This is a genomic window from Streptomyces sp. WMMB303 (assembly GCF_029351045.1).
Lineage (GTDB): Bacteria > Actinomycetota > Actinomycetes > Streptomycetales > Streptomycetaceae > Streptomyces.
In genome coordinates this window covers 1,904,057-1,923,139 of the sequence record NZ_JARKIN010000001.1, presented here as the reverse complement: position 1 = coordinate 1,923,139, position 19,083 = coordinate 1,904,057, and the positions used below count along the sequence as shown (strand labels likewise).

Below are 19,083 nucleotides of genomic sequence, written 5' to 3'. Positions count from 1 at the left end.
GGGGCGCTAGAGGCTAGATCGCTGGCCAGGGGCCAGATGGGGTGCTAGCGGGGCTGCTAGACCTAGCACCTGGGGGTGCTAGGTCTAGCAGCCGTGAGAGGTCAGTCCGAGGACCGCTTACGGTCACGCTCCGCAACCACCGTGGCGAGGTCGGCGCGCTTGATGCCGCGCCGGTTCTTGCCCTCGCCCTCGTCGGTGGTGCCCCACACCTGCCCGGTCTTGACGCCGTGCGGCTTGAGCGCGGAGGTGACGTTCTCGCCCTTCCACCCCGTGTACGCCTCGGGCCGCAGCTCCTCCAGCCGGGCGGCGACACGCTCGCACCACACCTGTTCCTCCTCAGCCGTCACGACCGCGAGGACGTCGGCGAGGATGTCGCTCCCGCCGTTGCTGTCGGGCTCCTCGCCGATGGCGTGGCCGGTGATGTTGCCGTACTCCTCGCGCATCTTCCGCGCGCGGGCGACGATCTGTTCGGCGCCGACGGCGTCCACGAACGCGGAGGCCACGATGCGCGGGTCATCGCCCTCGCCGGCCATCCAGCAGATGCCGCGGTCGGTACGGGAGAACATCGTGGCCCGGTATCCCGCCTTGTACATACTGGTGCCCAGCACCATGTCGTTGGCGGGCTGGCCCATGACCTTCAGACAGAACCGCAGCACCGCGTTCGAGCTGATACCAGTGGGCAGGGACTTGGCGTCCGGCCGCTGGGTGCCGAACATGCCGATGATGCCCAGCGCGGGGCCGCGCTTGGTGATGTCGGTGCAGATGTCCTCGATCTCGGCGCCGTACTTCTCGTGCTCGAACGGCACCTGACACTCATCGAACCCGACCACGATCGGATGCAGCCGAAGCTTCCTGTCGTTGGCCAACTGCGGGGTGACCTTCGACTCCGGGCACCGCGAGCGCGGCAGGGAGCGAATCACCTTCGCACGCCGGCGCAGCTCCTCCTTCAGCTCCCGCAGCGCGTGGACGACGTACTCGATGTCCTCGTCCTCATCCCCGGCCCGGTAGCGGTGGCAGACCGGCTCCAGGGCGCCGAAGTCGCCGGTGCCCTTGAAGTCGTAGGCGTGGACTTCCGCCCGCGGGTCGAGTGCGCCGACAAGTAGCAGAAGCCGCATCAGGAACGTCTTGCCCATCCGGGGGATGGAGCCGACGACCACGGAAGCGAACATCAGCGTCACCGACACGTCCCGCATGCGCTGGTCGTTGCCGAACACGACTGGCTTGAACAGGTCCACGCTGCCGGACTTCAACAGTGGCCAGGCGGGCTTGTCGGTCTCGTTCATGGGCTTGTCGCCCACCCACAGGACCATGCGGCCCTCGTGCTCGGTCGGGTCGCCCGACGGCCACACACAGCCCATCTTGCGCCGCATCCCGGAGGCGAGGGCCTGGCGTTCCTCCATCACGTCCTCGGGGGTGACGCCGTAGGGCAGGTCGATCTCGGCGCGGTAGCCCGGGCCGTCGCGCTGGATGTCGGAGGTGAAGCGCATGCCGTTCATGTCGCCGCCCTTCTTGATGGCGGCGTTGATCGCGGCGTTCCCGATGGCGCCCAGGCCGCGCAGCACGATCGTGGACGTCAGCTTGGGCACCTCCGTCTTAAGCACCGCAGGGCCGATCACCGGCCGGTCCTCGGGCTGCCCGACCATGCCCATCACGCAGGTGACCACCACCCCGGAGAGGGCCAACAGCCAGCCGGGGGCCAGAACGAACATGGCCAGCGTGAGCGGCAGCCCGACCACGAACCCGGTGGTCATGACCGCCGACCGGAAACGCACCCGACGATCCCGCTGCCGGGAGAGCTTCAGATAGTCGGCCACCCCCGCGTTGCCCTGCATGGCGGTGGCCTGCCGCAGCGGCTCCCCCTCGGCGTCGGACACCCACCGCATCCGGCCCCCGATGACACGCGCCGCACCTCGGGGCGCGTACCGGGCCAGGGAAGCCACATAGACCCCGGAGACGGCACGCACGCCGTGGTAGCCGGTGGCGTAGGCGGCGCGCCTGAGGGCGCGGGTCGCGGTGGCGTTGAAGTCCCGCCGGTCGGTCAGCCACTCCGCGAGGATCGGCCGGCGCTTCTCGGACGTGACACCCGACCCGGGAAGCGTCGGCGAGTCGACCGGCCGCCCGACCCCGCCCGACTCCTCCCCGGTCTCGGTCGGTCCGGTCTCACCCGACTCCGTCGGGGCGGTCGTGGTCGACGGGTCGGGCCCGGGGTCGGCCGGAAGGTCGGGGCGGGTGGTCGGGGCAGGGTCGGCCGACGGTTTGCGCAGCGGGACGACGTTGTCCGTCGGGCCCTCGTCCGGCTCGTCGGGCTGGTGAGGTACGTAGGTCTCGGACACGATGGACGTGCCTCCAATCAGGCGGTTGTGAGGTGCCCCGGGGCCCGGCCGCTGCTTGGCGGTAGGAGGCCGGGCCCTGGGGGTGTGCGGGTTACAGATCGAACAGGCCGCCCTGGTTCGGGTCGGGGCGGCTCTTGCGGGTCGCGCGGGCGGTGCCGTGGTGGCACTGCTCGCACCACGCGCGCAGCTCGCCGGTCGGCAGCGCGGCGCTCACGCGGCCACCCCCGCAGGTCCCTGCTCGCGGCGTTCGGCCTTCAGGGCTTCGCGCAGCTCCCGGGAGCGGGTCTGCCCGCAGCCGACCGCTTCACGGATCGGTGCGGCCTCCAGCCGCTCGAACGGCCACTCGGCGGTGATCTCACGGGCCTTTTCCAGCAGCTCCTCGAACGAGAGCCGCGGGGCCTTGTTGGGCTTGCTCTTCTTCGCGGGTCGGCGCCGAGTCGGCTGCTTCACGGGCTCCGGGGTCGGCTCGGGTGCTACCGGTTCCGGGGCGGTCTCCTGTGCCGGAAGCTCGGCCGGGGCCGGGGCGGTGTCGTGTGGGGCCAGCTCGCCGAGCTTGAGCATCACGCGGGTACGGCGAGGAGCCTTACGCCGCCAGCGGCGCCCGTACTCCTCGCGCAGCTCGGCGCGGGCGAGCTGGCGTTCGCGCTCGCGTTCCAGGGCGGCGCTGTAGCTGGTGACCTCCCACAGCACCATCCGGCGCCACAGCGCGAAGGTGGAGGGGAAGGCCAGCAGCCACCGCGAGCGGCGGATACGCTCCATCCGCGCGCCGGTCACTGCGCCGATGCGGGAGGCGTAGACGTGCGCGGCCACCTCGGAGAGCACCACCCACAGCAGCGGCATCGTGCCGTGCGCCAGCCGCGCCGAGAGCGTGTGACCGGCCGCCACGTTCAGCCAGCAGGTCACCGCCGTGAGCGCCCAGGGCACGAACCGCACCCACCCCAGCGGCATGTTCACCCGGATCAGCAGGAGGTTGGCGGCGGTGAAGACCGGGATCGCCACGTCGATACCGACCGGCAGCATCCACGGCTGTCCGAACCCCCAGCGGACCGCGGCACCCTGCACCGCGTCGAAGCTGGAGGCCAGCCCGAGACCGCCGACACCGACGGCGAAGACGGCGACCGCGGCCAGCAGCCCGCGTTCCTGCTTGCTGAGCGCCGGCACCCCGGCCGTGCCGGGGGCCGGGGATTTGGTGAGGTCGACGCTCATGCCTCGGCCCTCCCCTCGGGCTCGGTGTGGGTGCCGGTGCGGCCGATGCGACGGCCGTTGACCGTCGGCAGGGCCGGGGCGCCGGGAGCGGCGGAAAGCCAGCCGCCCCCGCCACGCTTGGCCAGGTACATGACCTCATCGGCCCGCCGCAGGACGGTCGGAAGGTGACGGCTGCCGATGTCGTCGGTGTGGGCCGCGCCGATGGACGCGCCCAGCCACACGGAGCGTCCGCCGACGTTGACGGCGTCGCTGACGAGCCAGTCCCAGATGTTGCCCAGTTCCAGCGGCAGTTCGGTGCTGTGCGGCAGGGGGAGGACGGCAGCGAACTCATCGCCCCCGAGCCTCCCGACCGCACCGGACATGACGTGCGTGACGCACTGGTCCAGGCGCCAGGCAGCCGCACGGATCAGGCTGTCCCCAGCGGCGTGGCCCCAGGTGTCGTTCACGGACTTGAGTCCGTCCAGATCGGCCATGACCGCCGCGCACGGTCCCGCGCGCAGCAGCCGGGCAGCAGCTTCCTCGAACGGCTCGCGGGTCCACAACCCGGTGAGCGGGTCCCGGCGCGCTTCGTCCAGACGGCGCCGCAGAGCGAACGTGTGCAGCCCCCAACCGGCAGCCAAGGGCAGGGCCAGGGCGGCGGCGAGCCGGTTCACGCGGCCACCTCCCCGTATGCGGCGCGCTGCCGGGCCCGGAAGGGCACGACGTTGCTGCGCGGAGCGGCGGTCAGGGCCTCGGCGACCACGCGGGCCGCACGGTCGAACAACTCGGGGTCGGCGGCGAGGATGTCGCGGCCGGCATCCAGCCGCGCGGCGGCCTCCTCGTCGCTCTCGCCGTCCTCGCCCAAGTACAGGTCCAGGGCGAGTTCCAGCGCTTCGTCGTCGGCGATGACGTGCTGGTCACCGATGTAGTGACGCATGCTCATGTCGGTTCTCCTGACGGGTCATGGCGGGCCCGGGGCGGCGGGGCTCAGAAGTGGTAGGGAGCCGCCGCCCCGGGAAGGTGGGCGGGATGGGTGGTGCCTGCCGGGCTTGAGCCCGCAGAGCGTCAGCCGCGGTAGTCCTCGCGGAACACGCTCTCGGTCGCGGCCTCCCGGCCCTCCGAGCCCCAGGGGCGATGGACCTCGTAGTCGATGACCGTTTCTCCGTCCCGCTGCCTGGTCCCGGTGACGGTCACCTTCCGGTGCCCGTACCGGCGGTCGTCGTAGGTGGCGCCGACCTCGATCGGCTCCTCACTTCCGGCAGCGCGCTTGCGTCCGAACATGGGCTTTCTCCTGTCTGGATTCGATTCCGGCTGTCCTGGTCCCCGCACCGGAACCGGTGCGGGGGCGCGGACCCCCGGAAGGGGTGCGGCGATCTTTGCCCTTGTCTCACCTGGCGTACGGATCACTTGTCCACCCGGGAAGGGCGGCATGGGAGAAGGTGCGTGCTGCTCGCACAGGCAGGGCCCACGGCTTGTCGCAGTTGCCTGATCTCGATGTCCCTATGGAGTTCTCAAGCGACGGACGCTTCCTTCGGGCCCGTTTCACGGAGCCCTCCGGACGTTGCTAGCGCCAGGGAGCGGATCAGCGCTCCATCTGGTGCGCACCAGTAGAGCATCTGGTGCGCACCAGATGCAAGACGGCTTCACCGATTCGAGCCGGAGGCTTCTCTCCTTGGCGCACTCCCAGAAGACAGGCTTGAACAGGGAACGCGGTAGCCAACAAGCCTTAACTTCAGTGCTGTTAACCCCTGTTGACCTGCGGGAACGTGAGGCATGCTGGGGCAGTCAGTGAGGAGGCTTGATGCCTGGCGGTGGCCTGTGAGTACAGGACTGAAGGACGCGCGTGCTGCCCGTGGCTGGTCCCAGGACAGACTGGTTCGCGAGATCGAGCTGTATGCCCGACGCCAACTCGTCGACGTTGCGTCGACTGCGAGTCTGCGGGTGTACGTGTCCGAGTGGGAGAACGGCAAGCGCACCCTCTCGGATCGCTATGCCGTGATCCTGCGGCAACTTCTGGGAGTCACGGACGCAGAGTTGCGAGGGGGACGAGCGTCCGTGCCGGGGCCCGCAACGGCCGACGGGTACGACGAACTACTCAGCCGAATCGACTCGGCTGGCAGTGTCAGTGAATCCATGGTGAAAGCGTTCAACGACCAGACCGAACTGCTGCGGACGATGGACCGACAGATGGGGGCATCCGGCCTCGTTGATCAGATGACTGGGCATCTTTCTCGCTTGGAAGACGCCCTTGACTTCGCAGTGCTCCCCAGCGCGCGCCGACCCGTAGCGCTCGCACTCGCGGGAGCGTCGACGCTGGCAGCGTGGCAGGCAATCGACGCCGGGGCGGTGGAACGCGCTTGGCGCCACTACGAGCTTGCGAAGCGGGCCGCGCGTGATGCTGAAGAGCCCATGTACCTGGCTCACGCCATGGGAGAGCAGGCGTACGTGCTGTGCGAGGCCGGCCGACCGTCACTCGGCCTCGATTTGGTGCGCGATGCCCAACGGATTCTTGGGCAAGGTGGGTCACCTCGCCTTCGGGCCTGGCTGTACTCGGCTGAGGCGGAACTGTGCGCTCACGTTGGCCTGTCAGATGACTGCCAGCGAGCCCTTGACCGTGCAGCAGCAAGCATTCCGCCTGGGCCCGAGGACCGGGATCCTGACATGCTGAGCATCTTCCTCAACGGGGGACATCTGGCTCGGTGGCGTGGGAACGTCTTGGCCCTGCTGGGTGACTCTGAGGCGGTGACCAGCCTGTACGGGGCCCTCGAAGTGGTCGATCCGACCTTTGTCCGGGCTCAGGCTGGGCTACATGCTGATCTCGCGCAGGCTCACTTGGTGCGTGCCGAGTACGACGATGCCGGTACCCACCTACGGAAGGCGCGCCTGTTGGCGAACCGAACGGGATCGGTTCGCCAACGTCGCCGGATCGAGCTGCTCAGCGCGCGGTTGTAGGGCCAGGCTTACCGCGATTCGCCAGGATGTGGAGCAGCGCAACGAGCGTCCCGGAGCCCATCAACTCACCGCGGGACATGAGCCCAGGGACATCCGCCAGCGGCACCCATTCGATGTGTCCTGCTTCCTCAAGGTCCGTCGGTGAGCCGATCTGCTCAGCTCCGTGGCCTACGAAGATCTCGTGAGGCGAGTCGACCATGCCGACCATGGGCTGGAAGGTGACGACGTGCTCCAGCTTCTTGGGCCGCCAGCCGGTTTCCTCAACGACCTCTCGCGACGCCGTGTCGGCAGGGTCCTCGCCCTCGTCCACGATTCCACCTGGGAGCTCCCATCCCCACTGCTGGGGGACAAAGCGGTAGCGCCACATCATCAGCACTCGGTCCCGATCGTCCAGAACCGCCGTGATGGCCACATGCTGAAGCTTCACTACGTGGTGTTCGAAGCGCTCCATGCCGGGTGGTTCCACATCCCAGAGCTGAAGCCTCACCCATCGGTTGTCGTACAGGTCCCGTTCGCCATGGATACGCCATGGCTCGGGGCCCTCCGGCGTTGCGACGCTCACGGCGCCGGGAACGCGGTACGAGCTTCGCCCTCTGACCTCCAAGGCCCCCTCTGCGACAAGTCGGGCCAGCACTTGCCGGAGCGCTGTCCTGCCGATGCCCAGCTCGTCGACGAGTGTGCGTTCGGAGGGCAGCTTGTCGCCGGCGCCGTACTCGCCGGAGGCGAGTCGGGCGCGAAGCATTTCGTAGACCTTGGCCGTCTTCGGTCCCATCCGCGGAAGCACTCTCCGTTCTGAAGTGGTGCATACCAGCGTACCGAGTCGGGCTCTCCGCCTCCGGCGAGCATTCCGGGCTTCACCTTGGACCGTGATCGCTGGGAGTGCCCGGCCTGTCCTACTGCTCGGGTGTGCCCCTGACCTGCTGTGATAGCTGGTCGCGGTTCCACTCGTCCGGTTAGGGGGTTCAAGAGCGGTGGCGATCCCGGATGCGGCACGAAGTTCTGCTGATGCCTGTCCCTGGGCTTGCCCACCGAGCAAGGTCCCGTAGGATCGAGACAGGCGATGCACATCGCTTGAGCGATGTGCTTGCGCAGTGGACAACGGTGGGGGCCTGACCTGGTGCCAGCCAAGTCAGACCCCTTCTACCCGCTGTGCGTCGAGTGAGCCCGGCCGAATATCAGGCGGCCGGGCTCACTGCTTGCCCAAGCCTTCCGTCCGGTGCCCACCATGCTCTCCTCTAGGAGAAGAGCCGCACGACGAGATCACTGACACCGGCTACAACCGGTAGCCAGTCCAGGAGGATCTGACGCCAGTCGGGCCCGTTGTCTCCCGGCTGCGGATCAGGTCCTGCCACTTCACTCGTCGGGTCTTTCACCCTTGCCTCCAGAGGCTCGAAGTTCCACCCACGGGTGGGTGGTTCGCCCGGGGATGGGCGAGCTGTTGAGAGCCTCCGGCGGCAACGAACCCCAGGATACGGCGTAAGGCCGCCAACTCGACACCTCGGAACACAACTTGTGGTGCCGCTTGCTCCTCCAACCACTAGATCCGGTAGCTGCTGGTCAAGGCAGCTTTTTTGCGTGCAGGGCTCGGTGCTTGATAAGGCGTCACCTTGGCCTCCGGTCAACTGCTGCACCGTTGACCTGCGGGAGTCGCTTCTTGGGTGAGGACGAAATTCAGCCTTGGTTCCGTGCTTCGTGTACCAGAAACCTGGCATTCTATCGAACCTCAGTTTGATGCGAAGTTGCGAGAATGCGCCGTCAAAAAGCAACTATCGTTGCTTGCTGGAGTACTCCTTCAGCATGCCCCAGAGTCCATGGGGGCGGATGAGGAGGGCACCTTCGTTCTGCTGTCAGGGAAGCGGGGCAGGCAGCCGCGACGGTCTCGCTATCCCTACAGGAACGATGGGTGTCCCGACTGTCCGACTGTCCGATCAGGCTTGTGAACTGCAGAAATGGCCCGGACGGCTCATGCCTGGTGCTGTCCGACTGTCCGGGTGTCCGCTCTTCTTCCCTCTCTCCCTGTCCTGGTGTCCGGCGCAGACGGCTGGAACATCCAGGGGCGCCCGGGGATGTTCCAGCCATCCGGCGTAGCCGGATCCGAGGTCGTAGGAGCCGGAGGCGACTTCCCCTCAGTCCTGCGTGACGTACTGCGTGACAACCGCCGCGAACCTCAGCGAACAACGGCGAACGTCGATGACCGCTCCGCCGCAGGTCAGAGGCGGGGGAAGTACCTCGTGCGAGGGGTCCGGCGCTGCCTTACAAGCAGGATGTCACTGGTTCGATCCCAGTTGTGCCCACACCGTAGATGCAGGTCAGGGGCCCACCGACGGAAGTCGGCGGGCCCCTGACCTGTTCCTGGGCGGCCCGGGCGCCGCCTTCCGGTCGTCTCCCGGGTCCGGCCTCGGCCCGGATGTGCGGGCCGGGCGGGGCCCGCCGTGGCGGCGTCGGCCCCGTCCGTGTGCCCCTGTGTCCTGGGTGCCGGTTCGCGTGGCCTTTTCCCAGCGGCTCTGAAGCGCATCCGGCTGCCGGACCTCCTCCTTGTTCCGATGACCGGCGCGGCCCGGTCGCTGCCGGTGATCTGCGAGGGCCGGCGGACCCGGGTCCGAGCAGCGTGCTGCCGTTGTCGCCGGTCGCGGTGCGCCGGGGCGCCCGGTCGCGTTCACCGGGTGGCGGCCAGTACTGCCGCGAGACCTTCCTGCAGATCCTTGACGAAGTACTCGGGGACCTCCAGCGAAGGGAAGTGGCCGCCGCTTTCGGGCGCATTCCACCGGACGATCTGCCGGTACCGTTCCTGCGCCCAGGGGCGGGGGCTCTTCTCGATGTCGCGGGGATACATGCTGATCGCGGAGGGGACGTCGACCCGGAGTTCGGGATCGAGCGAGTTGTGGCTTTCGTAGTAGATGCGGGCCGCCGAGGCGCCGGTCCGCGTCAGCCAGTACAGGGTGACGTCGTCGAGAACGCGGTCCCGGGAAATCGTCTCGAACGGGCTGTCCTCGGTGTCCGACCACTCGGCGAACTTGTCGAGGATCCAGGAGAGGAGTCCGACCGGTGAATCGACGAGCGCGTAGCCGATGGTCTGCGGCCGGGTGGCCTGCTGCTTCGCGTAGGCCGCGCGGTGGCGCCAGAAGTGGCGGGCTTCCTCGGTCCAGCGGCGCTCGGCAGCCGTCAGCCCGTCAGTCGTCAGCCCGGGCGGTGCCTCTGCGAACGTCGTGTGGATGCCCAGGAGGTGCTCCGGGAACCTGCCGCCGAGAACCGTGGTGATGTTGCCGCCCCAGTCGCCGCCGTGCGCTGCGAACGTGCGGTAGCCGAGCCTTTCCATCAGTTCCACCCATGCGGCCGCGATCCTCTCGGTTCCCCAGCCGGTGGTGGTCGGCTTGTCGCTGTAACCGAAGCCCGGCAGTGAGGGGATCACGACGTGGAAGGCCGGCGTGTCCGCGTCCTCCGGATCCGCCAGTTCGTCCACCACGTCGACGAACTCGGCGATGCTGCCCGGCCAGCCGTGCGTCAGCAGCAGCGGGGTGGCATCCGCACGTGTGGAGCGGCGGTGCAGGAAGTGGATGCGCAGACCGTCGATGGTCGTGCGGAACTGGCCGATCCGGTCGAGGCGCGCTTCGAAGGACCGCCAGTCGTATCCGGTGCGCCAGTAGTCCACGAGATCGACGAGGTCGGCGAGGGGGACGCCCTGGTCCCAGCGGCCTGGGCCGGGCGCGGCGCGATGGACCGTCTCGGCTTCCGGCAGCCGCGCCGCGGCCAGCCGTGCGCGCAGATCGTCGAGGTCGGCGTCAGGTGCGTGGGCTTCAAATGCTTCGACGTCGCTGGTCGGACGGGGCATGGGACCTCCTGGCCACTATGGAACCGGCTTAGATGGTTCTAGCATGGTGTCACGTGGAGCTGCAACCGGCTATGGTGGTTCCATGCGTGCTGGGTTTCCCGACTTCCGCCTCGGCAATGTGCTGGCCACCAGCTTCACGGCGACTCTGACGGAGCGTCATGGCGACGCCGTGGAGCGCATTCCCACGCCGCAGCGGCTCGTCGACTGGCTGGCGCTGTACGGCCTCGCCGTGGATTCCTGCACCGACACCCAGCTCGAAATCGCCCGGGAACTACGGGAGGCGATCGACGTCGCCGCGACGGCGGCGGCACTCCAGGACGCTCTCCCCGCATCCGCCGTTCAGGTCATCAACGACCGCAGCGTCCAGGGGCGGGCCGCCGCGATTCTGACGCCCGGCGGCATGCGGCAATGGCAGCTCGGTCCGGCTTCCCGCCTGGAGGATGCCCTCAGTGTGATCGCCGCCGACGCGATCGAGATCATCGCCGGTGAACGGGACGGCAAGCTGGCCCTGTGCGCATCACCGACCTGCCGGGCCGCCTTCTTCGACGCCAGCCAGAGCCGCACCCGCAAATGGTGCGACATGAACACCTGCGGGAATCGTCAGAAGAAAGCGCGCTTCAATGCCAACCGGCGCAAGGACTCCGGACCGGCGGAGTGAGCGTCGCTCGGTCCGTCCGAGCGTGACCTGTTCTGCGCTGCCCGCACCGGTCGGCGTGTGCCAGGGGAAGGTGCCGAGGGGCGGCCGGACGACGCGGACTTCATCGGCCGGCACGTGGCCGGCTCGTGGGCGGTCGGCGCCGGAGGGCAAGGGGCCGGCGGCCGACCGCCATGGTGCTGTGGTGTCACTCGCCGCGGGCGCGGAGCGCCGGCCCGGCGAGGTCGCCGTCCGTGTCGCCTCCCGTGCGCAGCCACTCCGGCAGCAGCCGCTGCACCCCGGGGAGGGCCATGACCCGGGCCAGGCCACCGGCGACGGTGAGCGCTCCGGCCACCCACGGCAGGGATTCCGGGATGCCGGACGCCTCCACGACCGCCGGCAGCAGGACGGCCAGGGCCACGGCTGTCTGGAGGACGGTGCGTATGGCGCGCTTGGTGTCCGCCTGCATGGGGTCACTCCTCCGTGGTGAGCGCGTCCGCGAGCCTGTCGAGGGCGGCCTGGGCGCCGGCTTCGGCCGCGGCCTGGATCTCGGCGGCGGTCAGTCCGCCGCCCTCTGCGAGCTTGGCCAGGACGGCGTCCCGGGCCGCGCCTTTCGCGGTCAGTTCGGCCACGGCGTTCTCCAGCCCTTTGACGCGGCCGCGGGTCTCCCGTGCGACCTCGCCGATGTGGATGAGGACGCTCTTGGGCTTCCATTCGGGGTTGGCGTCACTGCCCCAGGGCACGGTCATCCGGCCGTCGAGTTCCCATACTCCGTCGTAGAGCTCCTGCTGGCTGGGCATGTCGTCCTCCTGGCCGCCCGTCGCCCAGGCGCGCATCGCCGCGCGGCTGTCGAACCGGGCGAGATTGGTGTCGATGGGGTCGCTGGTGTACTGGTGGAGCAGCCACGGGTGTTGGATGCTCGGCTGTCCGGGGCGGCCGTTGTACTGGGCGATCCACAGGCCGTCCCCCGCGAACGAGGACGTGTCGCGGTTCAGCCAGAAGTCGACGTTGCAGTAGAGCAGCACCCGGTGCCCTTCGGCCTTGCCCTGCACGTATCTGATCCAGGCGTCCTTGTCGGCGGAGGAGACGCCCGAGTCCTCCCAGTCGAGGGCGAGGACGTCCCCGGCGCGCAGGTTGATCTTCGAGAGGAAGTAGTCGGCCTGCGCCTTCATGCTGCCGGGCCGCACGAAGTGGTAGAAGCCGGTGACCAGCCCGGCGTCCCGGCCGGTCTGTCGCTGTGCCACCCATTTGGGGTTCGTGTAGGACGTCCCCTCGGTGATCTTGATGATGACGAAGTCCAGCCCTCGGGTGCCGTAGTTCTCGGACTGGTACGACGCCACGTCGATGCCCTTGATGTGATCAGCCATCGTCCGCTCCCGTGGCCCGGCACATGGGTGATATTGCGGACTTTCCCGCGAATCGACCGGCCGAAGCTCCCCGGCGCGTCTCTTCCTGCCCGATCCGGAAGAAGCAGCCCCGGTGCGGTTGGTCCACGGCGGTGGCCGAGTGCTCCGTACCGCCGGCAGACGTCGCGGGAGAGCGGGCTCCGCGGCCGCCGGCTGCGGCTGTCGGACACCGCCTGGACACCGCCTTCGCCCGGTCGGGACCGCCGGGCCGCCGGACAGTGCGAGGCGATCGCCAAGGATGTTCATCAGTTGGTATGAACTGCTGGGGTGGCTGCCGGGCAGCCGGTCCGCCGCGGGCTGGGATGGACGTCATGAGGGCGACGAGAGTGCGCGGACGCGGACCGGCGGGTCGAGCGGCGGTACTGCTGCCGGCCGTGCTCGCCGTACTGGGAGCGGCGACGGGAAGCGGTGCCCCGGCCGTGGCGGCGGAGCGTCCGCGGCCGGTCGTCGTGCCGTACTTCTCCCAGGGCTGGGGCGATCCGCCCGACCCGGGAGCGGTCCTGCGGAAGACGGGAGTGGACGGGTTCACCTTCGCCTTCATGCTGAGCGCCGGCGGGTGTGAGCCGCGCTGGGACGGGGTGCGGCCGCTGACCGGCGGGGCGGACGAGCGCGCCCTGTGGGCGGTGCGGGTCGCGGGTGGTGAGCCCGTCGTCTCCTTCGGCGGCGGCACCGGCCGCAAGCTGGAGCAGGACTGCGCCGACGCCGCGGCGTTGGCCCGGGCCTACCGGAAGGTGATCCGCGCCTACGGGTTGCGTGCAATCGACATCGACATCGAGACGCGCACCTACGAGAGCGCCGCGGCCCGCCGCCGGACGGTGGAGGCGCTCAAGCGGGTCAAGGCGGCCCACCCCGGGCTGGCCATCCATGTGACGTTGCCCAGCGGCCGGAGCGGGCCGGACGCCCGGCTGATCGGGACCGCCGCGCGGGCCGGACTGGAACCGGACTCCTGGACGATCATGCCGTTCGCCTTCGGGAGCGGGCCGCCCACCACCCCGAGCGGTGTGCAGCAGGCGCGCGAGCTGGACATGGGGCGCGCCACGGTGCGGGCGGCCGAGGGGCTGGCCGCGCGGCTGCGGGCGGCGTACGGCTACGACGCGGCCACCGCGTACGCGCACAGCGGCATCTCCACCATGAACGGCATCACGGGGCATCAGGAGCGCGTCACCGTCGCGGACTTCCGCACGATCGCGCGGTACGCGCGCGGTCGGCGGCTGGCCCGGCTGGCGTTCTGGTCGGTCAACCGGGACCGGCCCTGCGGCACGCTGTCCTACCCGGCGGCCGACCGCTGTTCCGGAGTGGCCCAGCGGCCGTGGGAGTTCACCCGGGCGTTGACGGGAGCGCCGTGGTGACGCCGGCCTCTTCGGCGGCTTCGCCGCCCGCGCGCATCGCCGGGAGCGTCGCGAAGACCGGCAGCACCGGGAAGGTGGTCGGGCCGGGCAGCAGGGAGCCCGTGATGGACACCTCCGGCGCCGGGTCCGCCGCGGGGGAGGTGACCGTCCGCTCCGGTTCCGCCGCGGCGTCGGCGTCCGCGTCCGGCTCACGGCGTATCAGGTAGGCGGCGAGCCCGCCCGCCAGGAACAGCGCCAGCACCGAGACGGCCGTGCCCAGCCAACTGGCGCCCAGCCACTGGGCGCCGAGGTAGCCCAGCCCCACGCTGTAGGCGGCCCAGGCCACCCCGGCCAGCGCCGACCAGGGCACGAACTCCCGTGCCCTGCGGTGTGTCACGCCTGCGGTGAGGCTGACGACCGAGCGTCCGGCGGGCGCGAACCGGGCGAGCACGACGAGGGCGCCGCCGCCCTGCGAGAGCGCGCGGCCGAGCTGTTCCTGCGCGGAGGTGAGCCTGCGGGAGCGGGCGACGGCCCGGTCGAAGCGGTCGCCGCCCCGCCAGGCCAGCCGCCAGGCTGCCAGGTCGCCCAGCACCGAGGCGCAGGCGGCGCACAGCATCAACAGCAGGACCTCGACCGGCTGGCCGCTTCCTGCCGCGCTGCGTGCTGCGGCACCGGGCAGGTCGGCGGCGTCCGCGGCGGTCGTCCCGGCGGCTGCGGTGGAGGCGGCGATCACCAGGACGCCGCTGGGCAGCACGGGTACGAAGACATCGAGCAGTACGGACACCGCGATGACCACGTAGATCCACGGGGATCCGGTCACCGACCCCAGGATTTCCGGCACTGCTGTCCCCGTTTCTTCCCCTGCCCGGTCTCTCGCCGTTCGGCGGTCTACCGCCGTACAGCGTACGCCCGGATCCCTCGCTCAGGGGCGCTGGGGGCGTGCCGTGACACTCCTGCGGCCCCGCCGGACACCGATCTCACAAGATCGGACCAGCGGAGCACCAGCGGCAGTGGAGGCCGGGATGAGGGTAGGCATGCGCACCGCGGGAGCGGTGGGGGTCGCGGCCGCCGCGGTGGCGGCGCTGCTCGCGGGGAGCGGGACGGGCACGGCCGGGGAACGGGCCGCGGACGGTGGCCCGCCGCGTGCGGCGGACGAGGCCGTCGGGTCCGACGTGGCCGCCCGGCGGCAGCCGTTCCCACAGCCGTTCCTGGTGCGCGAGGACCAGTTCTCACCCGCGAACGCCTTCATCAGCCCCGAGGCGATCACCTACGACCGCGCCCGGGTCCCGGCCGGGGCCGGCATCACGGTGGCGCGGCGGGCCACCCGGCACGGCACCACCGTGTGGCTGCGGGTGCGCGGCCTGCTCCCGGACCGCACCTACGGGGCGCATGTCCATACCCGGCCGTGCGGGGGCCGGCCCGGTGACGCGGGGCCGCACTACCAGCACCGCCGGGACTCGCGACAGCCCTCCACGGACCCCCGCTACGCCAATCCGCGCAACGAGGTGTGGCTCGATGTCACCACCGACGCCGCGGGCCGGGGGAGTGCCGTCTCGCGGCACGGCTGGACCTTCCGGCCGGGCGGGGCCGGTTCGGTCGTGCTGCACGAGCGGGCGACCCGGACCGGGGAGGGTCACGCGGGTGCGGCCGGTGCCCGGCTGGGCTGCTTCACGGTCCCGCTCAGCGGCGGCTGATCCGCCGGGCGGCGGCGGGTGCCCGACCCCGGGCGAGCGGGGGTCAGCCCGCCCCGCCCGTGGTGGAGTCGGCCTGGTCGAGCCGGCCGGTGAAGACGCGCTCCAGGCCGGAGCGGGGGGTGCCGTCCGGCGCGGAGGTCGCCGGACGCGCCTGGTGGAGCGCGTAGGAGGCGTCGCGGCCGTGCAGGGTCAGCGTCATCAGCATGTTGCCGAACCAGGGGCCCCCGGTGCGGCGCCATCGGAAGGGCGGCTTCTCGGTGCGGGCGTGCCGTTCCAGCGCCTGACCGAGCCGCCGCCCCGCCCGGCTCCAGCCGAAGCGGAAGCCCGAGCGCAGCACCGCGGGGATGTCGTTGTGTATCGGTGAGCAGGTGAGCTGCACCACCCGGGACCGCCGGCCGCCCCCGGAGACCTTCAGTCCGTCCAACTCCGGCTCGGTGACGTAGGCGTGGTGCACGTCGCCGGAGAGGACGCTCACCGAGGCGGGGGCCTCCTGGTCGGTCGCCACCCGCTCGATCAGTTCGGTCAGAGCGCGGAAGGAGCGCGGGAAGGCCGCCCAGTGCTCCAGGTCGGCGCGCTGCCGCAGCTTCTCGCCGAACCGGGCCCAGCGGGGTCCGCGCGCCCCCGAGCACAGCGCGTTGTTCCAGCTCTCCAGGCCGTGCACGGCGGGCGGCAGCAGCCACGGCAGCGAGGTGCCCAGGACCAGATGGTCGACGGCGCCCGGGCCGCCGTCGAGCACCTGCTCGTGCAGCCAGTCCAGTTCCTCGTCGTCGAGCATCCGCCGCTCGTCCTCGGGCAGTACCCGGCCCGCCCGGGTGTCGATCATCACCAGCCGGACCCGGCCGAAGTCCCGGCGGTAGCTCCACCGGGCCGCGGTCGGGTCCTGGTCGGCGCGTTCGGCGAAGGCGCGCAGCGGCGGTGCCCCGTCGTCGGCCTGCCGTACGGCGGCCAGGACCGGGTCCTCGGCGAGTTCGGCGGGGGAGAGGTTGCCCAGGTGCTGGTAGACCCAGTAGGAGGTCAGACCGCCCAGGATGCGCTCGCGCCACCAGTCGGTGGCGCGGATCTCGCGCTGCCACGCCTCGCTGGTGTTCCAGTCGTCGATCACGTCGTGATCGTCGAAGATCATGCAGCTCGGGACGGTGGACAGCAGCCAGCGCACCTCGGGGTCCAGCCAGGACTCGTAGTACAGCTCGGTGTATTCCTCGTAGTCGGCCACCTGTCCCCACGGCGGCTCGGCCAGGTCGCGGTCGCGGGCGAGCTTCGCGCGGACCCGCTCGGAGGTCTCGTCCGCGTAGACCTGGTCGCCCAGCAGGAGCAGCACGTCCGGACGCGGGCCGCCGGAGAGCATCTGGTGGGCCAGCGCGTCCAGCGCGTCGGGGCCCATGGGGTCGTGCCGGGAGCCCGCGGGGCGGGCGGCCCAACGGCAGGACCCGAAGGCCATCCGGAGCGGGGCGGTCTCCTCGGGGGCCGCCTCGGGCGGCGGCAGGGTGCGGATGACGCTGGTGGGGAAAGACGAGTCGGGCAGCGGCCAGACCTGTTCACCGTCGAGTGTGACGCGGTAGGGGGTCTCGGTGCCCGGCTCCAGGCCGACGACGGTGATCAGCGCGTAGTGGTGTCCGGCGACCTGCCAGGTGCGGGCCGAGCCGCCCGCCGTCGTGCCCTCGCAGTGCACCTCGGCCCGGCTGGGGCCGGAGGTCTCCACCCAGACGGTGGCGGTGTCCTGGTCGACGTAGCGCAGCAGCGGGCCCAGTCGGAGGCCGGTCATGCGCATCTCCCTCGTCCGTGTGGCACCCGTACGGTGCGGGCCTTGGACCCGCACCGTACGGAACGAGGGAGTCGTCCGACCAGTTTCTGGCGGCTTCCCGGCCCACCCGGACGCCGGAAGCGGCGGCCGGGGGCCGGGACCCGCGGCTCAGCAGCCGGTGAGCACCTTCTCCAGGGCGGACTTCTCCTCGGCGTCGGCCGTCATGCCGTAGGTGTCCTTGACCCAGACCCACATGCGCGCGTAGGTGCAGTGGTAGCCGGAGGACGGCGGCATCCACGCGGCGGGGTCCTTGTCGCCCTTCTCCTGGTTGACGTTGTCGGTGACCGCGAGCAGCTGGGCGATCTCCAGGTTGTTGGCCAGCTCCTCGCGCTTGTCCTGGGTCCAGCCGGAGGCACCCGAGCGCCACGCCTCGGCGAGCGGGACGACGTGGTCGATGTCCAGGTCGGAGGGTTGGGTCCAGGTCTCGCCGTCGTAGGGGCTGGTCCAGCTCCCCTGCGTGGGGTAGCAGTCGTCGCCGGTCTCCACCCCTTCGCCGTCCCGCTCGAGGACGGCCTCGCGGGTGTTGCAGTTGTCGCCCTGGCTGCTCCAGTGCGGGAACTTGTCGCGCGAGTAGCCGTCCATCGAGCCCTCGGCCTGTTCGGACAGGCCGTCGAGCATCGTGCGTGCCTCCGCTGCGCTCGGTGGTGCGGGGGGCTCGGCAGCGGCCGGAGAGGCGCCCAGGGTGAGCGCCACCAGCAGGCCGCTGACGGCGGCGGCGAGGACGGCCAGGAGCGCCGTCCAGCGTCGACGCGCGTAGCGGGCGGGGGTCGTCCGGTGCGTGTGCGTCATGCGAACTCCCGTGATGTGGGGGGAAGTCGAGCAGTTCTGCGAGAGTCGTTGCTTCGGACCGTGCGGCACACAGCCTGGCGGTCGTGTGCACGTCACATCAAGAGCCTGCCCGGGAATCCGCCTCCGGCCACCCGCGATACACCCATCCGACGGAAGCCGTAGGGGAGTTGGTCACCGCGGCCGCCGCTGCCCCGGTCCCGCCGGAGCAGGCCGGCGGAGCGACGATCGCGTCGGGGGGCGGGCATCGCGTAGAGTCGTGGGCGTCTGAAGGGGAGTAGCTCTTCGCCGGACCGTCGACATACTGGCCCGCCGCGCGCGGACCCGGCGCCCGGAGCGTGACGTCCGCCACAGGTGGCGGACGTCACGCCGGCGAGACCTTCGGCCCGCAGTGTCCTCACCCGTGCCCCGTGCACGGACAGCCATGACGCTGCCGTGCCGAAGTGTGTGCTCGCGCCGGTGCGGCAGCCCGACCACGGAGGATCCCGTGCTCAGCCTCTCCGTCGCCGCCGTCGTCTTCGGCGTCGTCTTCCTCGCCGAGTTGCCGGACAAGACAGCCCTGGCCGGGCTGATGCTCGGCACCCGCTACCGCGCCTCCTACGTCTTCGCGGGCGTCGCCGCCGCCTTCCTCGTGCACGTCACGCTCGCCGTCGCGGCGGGCAGCGTCCTCACCCTGCTGCCGCACCGGCTGGTGCAGGGCATCGTGGGCGTGCTGTTCCTGCTGGGCGCCGCGGTGCTGCTGTTCAAGAAGGACGACGACGCGGAGGAGCAGGCCCGCACGCCCGCCGACCAGTCCTTCTGGAAGGTGGCCGGCAGCGGCTTCACGCTGATCCTGGTCGCCGAGTTCGGCGATCTGACCCAGATCATGACCGCCAACCTCGCCGCCCGCTACGACGACCCCCTCTCGGTGGGCCTGGGCGCCGTCCTCGCCCTGTGGGCCGTGGCCGCGCTGGGCATCCTGGGCGGCCGCACCCTGATGAAATACGTCCCGCTGCGGCTGATCACCCGGGTGGCGGCGCTGCTGATGCTGGCGCTGGCCGCCTTCAGCCTCTACGAGGCGCTCGCTCCGTGACCGGAGCGCCCGCCGCGCCGTCCCCCGAACGGAGGCGGCCGGCGGGCTGCGCGCCCCCCGGCG

18 protein-coding genes and 1 tRNA gene are annotated in these 19,083 nt (G+C 70.7%); 6 read left to right on the top strand and 13 right to left on the bottom strand.

The window, feature by feature from the left end:
- Nucleotides 1–101: 101 nt before the first annotated feature.
- From P2424_RS08690 to P2424_RS08665, 6 genes are all read right to left on the bottom strand, one after another.
- Nucleotides 102–2,333, bottom strand: a complete 2,232-nt coding sequence (locus tag P2424_RS08690; protein WP_276475202.1) for a cell division protein FtsK — start codon at nucleotides 2,331–2,333, stop codon at nucleotides 102–104.
- A gap of 91 nt (nucleotides 2,334–2,424) precedes the next feature.
- Nucleotides 2,425–2,547 carry a hypothetical protein gene (locus tag P2424_RS08685; protein WP_276475201.1) on the bottom strand — a complete coding sequence of 41 codons (123 nt, stop codon included), beginning with the start codon at nucleotides 2,545–2,547 and terminating at the stop codon, nucleotides 2,425–2,427.
- A complete protein-coding gene (locus P2424_RS08680; protein WP_276475200.1) occupies nucleotides 2,544–3,539 on the bottom strand; it encodes a DUF2637 domain-containing protein in 996 nt (331 codons plus the stop codon). Before P2424_RS08680 ends, P2424_RS08685 begins: the two co-directional genes overlap by 4 nt.
- Entirely contained in the window at nucleotides 3,536–4,192 is a 657-nt protein-coding gene (locus P2424_RS08675) for a GGDEF domain-containing protein (RefSeq protein ID WP_276475199.1), read from the bottom strand. The genes P2424_RS08680 and P2424_RS08675 overlap by 4 nt, the downstream gene beginning before the upstream one ends.
- Entirely contained in the window at nucleotides 4,189–4,461 is a 273-nt protein-coding gene (locus P2424_RS08670; protein ID WP_276475198.1) for a hypothetical protein, read from the bottom strand. Before P2424_RS08670 ends, P2424_RS08675 begins: the two co-directional genes overlap by 4 nt.
- A gap of 122 nt (nucleotides 4,462–4,583) precedes the next feature.
- Entirely contained in the window at nucleotides 4,584–4,799 is a 216-nt protein-coding gene (locus P2424_RS08665) for a hypothetical protein (RefSeq protein ID WP_276475197.1), read from the bottom strand.
- Nucleotides 4,800–5,459: 660 nt separating this feature from the next.
- Here P2424_RS08665 and P2424_RS08660 point away from each other — a divergent pair.
- Nucleotides 5,460–6,470 (top strand): XRE family transcriptional regulator, encoded by a 1,011-nt coding sequence (locus P2424_RS08660; protein WP_276478885.1) that lies wholly within the window; start codon nucleotides 5,460–5,462, stop codon nucleotides 6,468–6,470.
- On the opposite strand, the gene P2424_RS08655 is transcribed toward P2424_RS08660, so the two are convergent.
- Nucleotides 6,454–7,242: a GntR family transcriptional regulator gene (locus P2424_RS08655; protein WP_276475196.1), complete on the bottom strand. Its 789-nt coding sequence runs from the start codon at nucleotides 7,240–7,242 to the stop codon at nucleotides 6,454–6,456. The genes P2424_RS08660 and P2424_RS08655 overlap by 17 nt on opposite strands.
- Nucleotides 7,243–8,689: 1,447 nt before the next feature.
- On the opposite strand from P2424_RS08655, the gene P2424_RS08650 reads away from it, so the two are divergent.
- Nucleotides 8,690–8,764: transfer RNA gene (locus P2424_RS08650), tRNA-Val, on the top strand.
- Between the two features lie 362 nt (nucleotides 8,765–9,126).
- Here the strand turns inward: P2424_RS08650 and P2424_RS08645 are convergent.
- Nucleotides 9,127–10,299, bottom strand: coding sequence for an epoxide hydrolase family protein (locus tag P2424_RS08645; RefSeq protein WP_276475195.1), 1,173 nt, complete (start codon nucleotides 10,297–10,299; stop codon nucleotides 9,127–9,129).
- An 82-nt stretch (nucleotides 10,300–10,381) separates the two neighbouring features.
- Between P2424_RS08645 and P2424_RS08640 the strand changes: the two genes are divergently transcribed.
- On the top strand, nucleotides 10,382–10,957 hold the full coding sequence (locus P2424_RS08640; RefSeq protein ID WP_276475194.1) for a CGNR zinc finger domain-containing protein: 576 nt from the start codon (nucleotides 10,382–10,384) through the stop codon (nucleotides 10,955–10,957).
- Nucleotides 10,958–11,141: 184 nt separating this feature from the next.
- Here P2424_RS08640 and P2424_RS08635 read toward each other — a convergent pair whose 3' ends face one another.
- Both P2424_RS08635 and P2424_RS08630 read right to left on the bottom strand, forming a co-directional pair.
- Nucleotides 11,142–11,402, bottom strand: a complete 261-nt coding sequence (locus tag P2424_RS08635) for a hypothetical protein (RefSeq protein WP_276475193.1) — start codon at nucleotides 11,400–11,402, stop codon at nucleotides 11,142–11,144.
- Nucleotides 11,403–11,406: 4 nt separating this feature from the next.
- Nucleotides 11,407–12,300 carry a GH25 family lysozyme gene (locus P2424_RS08630; RefSeq protein ID WP_276475192.1) on the bottom strand — a complete coding sequence of 298 codons (894 nt, stop codon included), beginning with the start codon at nucleotides 12,298–12,300 and terminating at the stop codon, nucleotides 11,407–11,409.
- Between the two features lie 350 nt (nucleotides 12,301–12,650).
- On the opposite strand from P2424_RS08630, the gene P2424_RS08625 reads away from it, so the two are divergent.
- On the top strand, nucleotides 12,651–13,688 hold the full coding sequence (locus tag P2424_RS08625; RefSeq protein WP_276475191.1) for a chitinase: 1,038 nt from the start codon (nucleotides 12,651–12,653) through the stop codon (nucleotides 13,686–13,688).
- Here P2424_RS08625 and P2424_RS08620 read toward each other — a convergent pair.
- Nucleotides 13,657–14,487, bottom strand: coding sequence for a VTT domain-containing protein (locus P2424_RS08620; RefSeq protein ID WP_276475190.1), 831 nt, complete (start codon nucleotides 14,485–14,487; stop codon nucleotides 13,657–13,659). The two genes, P2424_RS08625 and P2424_RS08620, sit on opposite strands and share 32 nt — an antisense overlap.
- 214 nt (nucleotides 14,488–14,701) lie before the next feature.
- On the opposite strand from P2424_RS08620, the gene P2424_RS08615 reads away from it, so the two are divergent.
- On the top strand, nucleotides 14,702–15,361 hold the full coding sequence (locus tag P2424_RS08615) for a superoxide dismutase family protein (protein ID WP_276475189.1): 660 nt from the start codon (nucleotides 14,702–14,704) through the stop codon (nucleotides 15,359–15,361).
- Between the two features lie 43 nt (nucleotides 15,362–15,404).
- On the opposite strand, the gene P2424_RS08610 is transcribed toward P2424_RS08615, so the two are convergent.
- Together P2424_RS08610 and P2424_RS08605 are read right to left on the bottom strand one after the other, a co-directional pair.
- Nucleotides 15,405–17,123: an alkaline phosphatase D family protein gene (locus tag P2424_RS08610; RefSeq protein WP_276475188.1), complete on the bottom strand. Its 1,719-nt coding sequence runs from the start codon at nucleotides 17,121–17,123 to the stop codon at nucleotides 15,405–15,407.
- Between the two features lie 147 nt (nucleotides 17,124–17,270).
- Nucleotides 17,271–17,951 carry an HNH endonuclease family protein gene (locus P2424_RS08605; RefSeq protein WP_276475187.1) on the bottom strand — a complete coding sequence of 227 codons (681 nt, stop codon included), beginning with the start codon at nucleotides 17,949–17,951 and terminating at the stop codon, nucleotides 17,271–17,273.
- 484 nt (nucleotides 17,952–18,435) lie between these two features.
- On the opposite strand from P2424_RS08605, the gene P2424_RS08600 reads away from it, so the two are divergent.
- Nucleotides 18,436–19,020, top strand: a complete 585-nt coding sequence (locus P2424_RS08600; RefSeq protein WP_276475186.1) for a TMEM165/GDT1 family protein — start codon at nucleotides 18,436–18,438, stop codon at nucleotides 19,018–19,020.
- Nucleotides 19,021–19,083 lie beyond the last annotated feature (63 nt).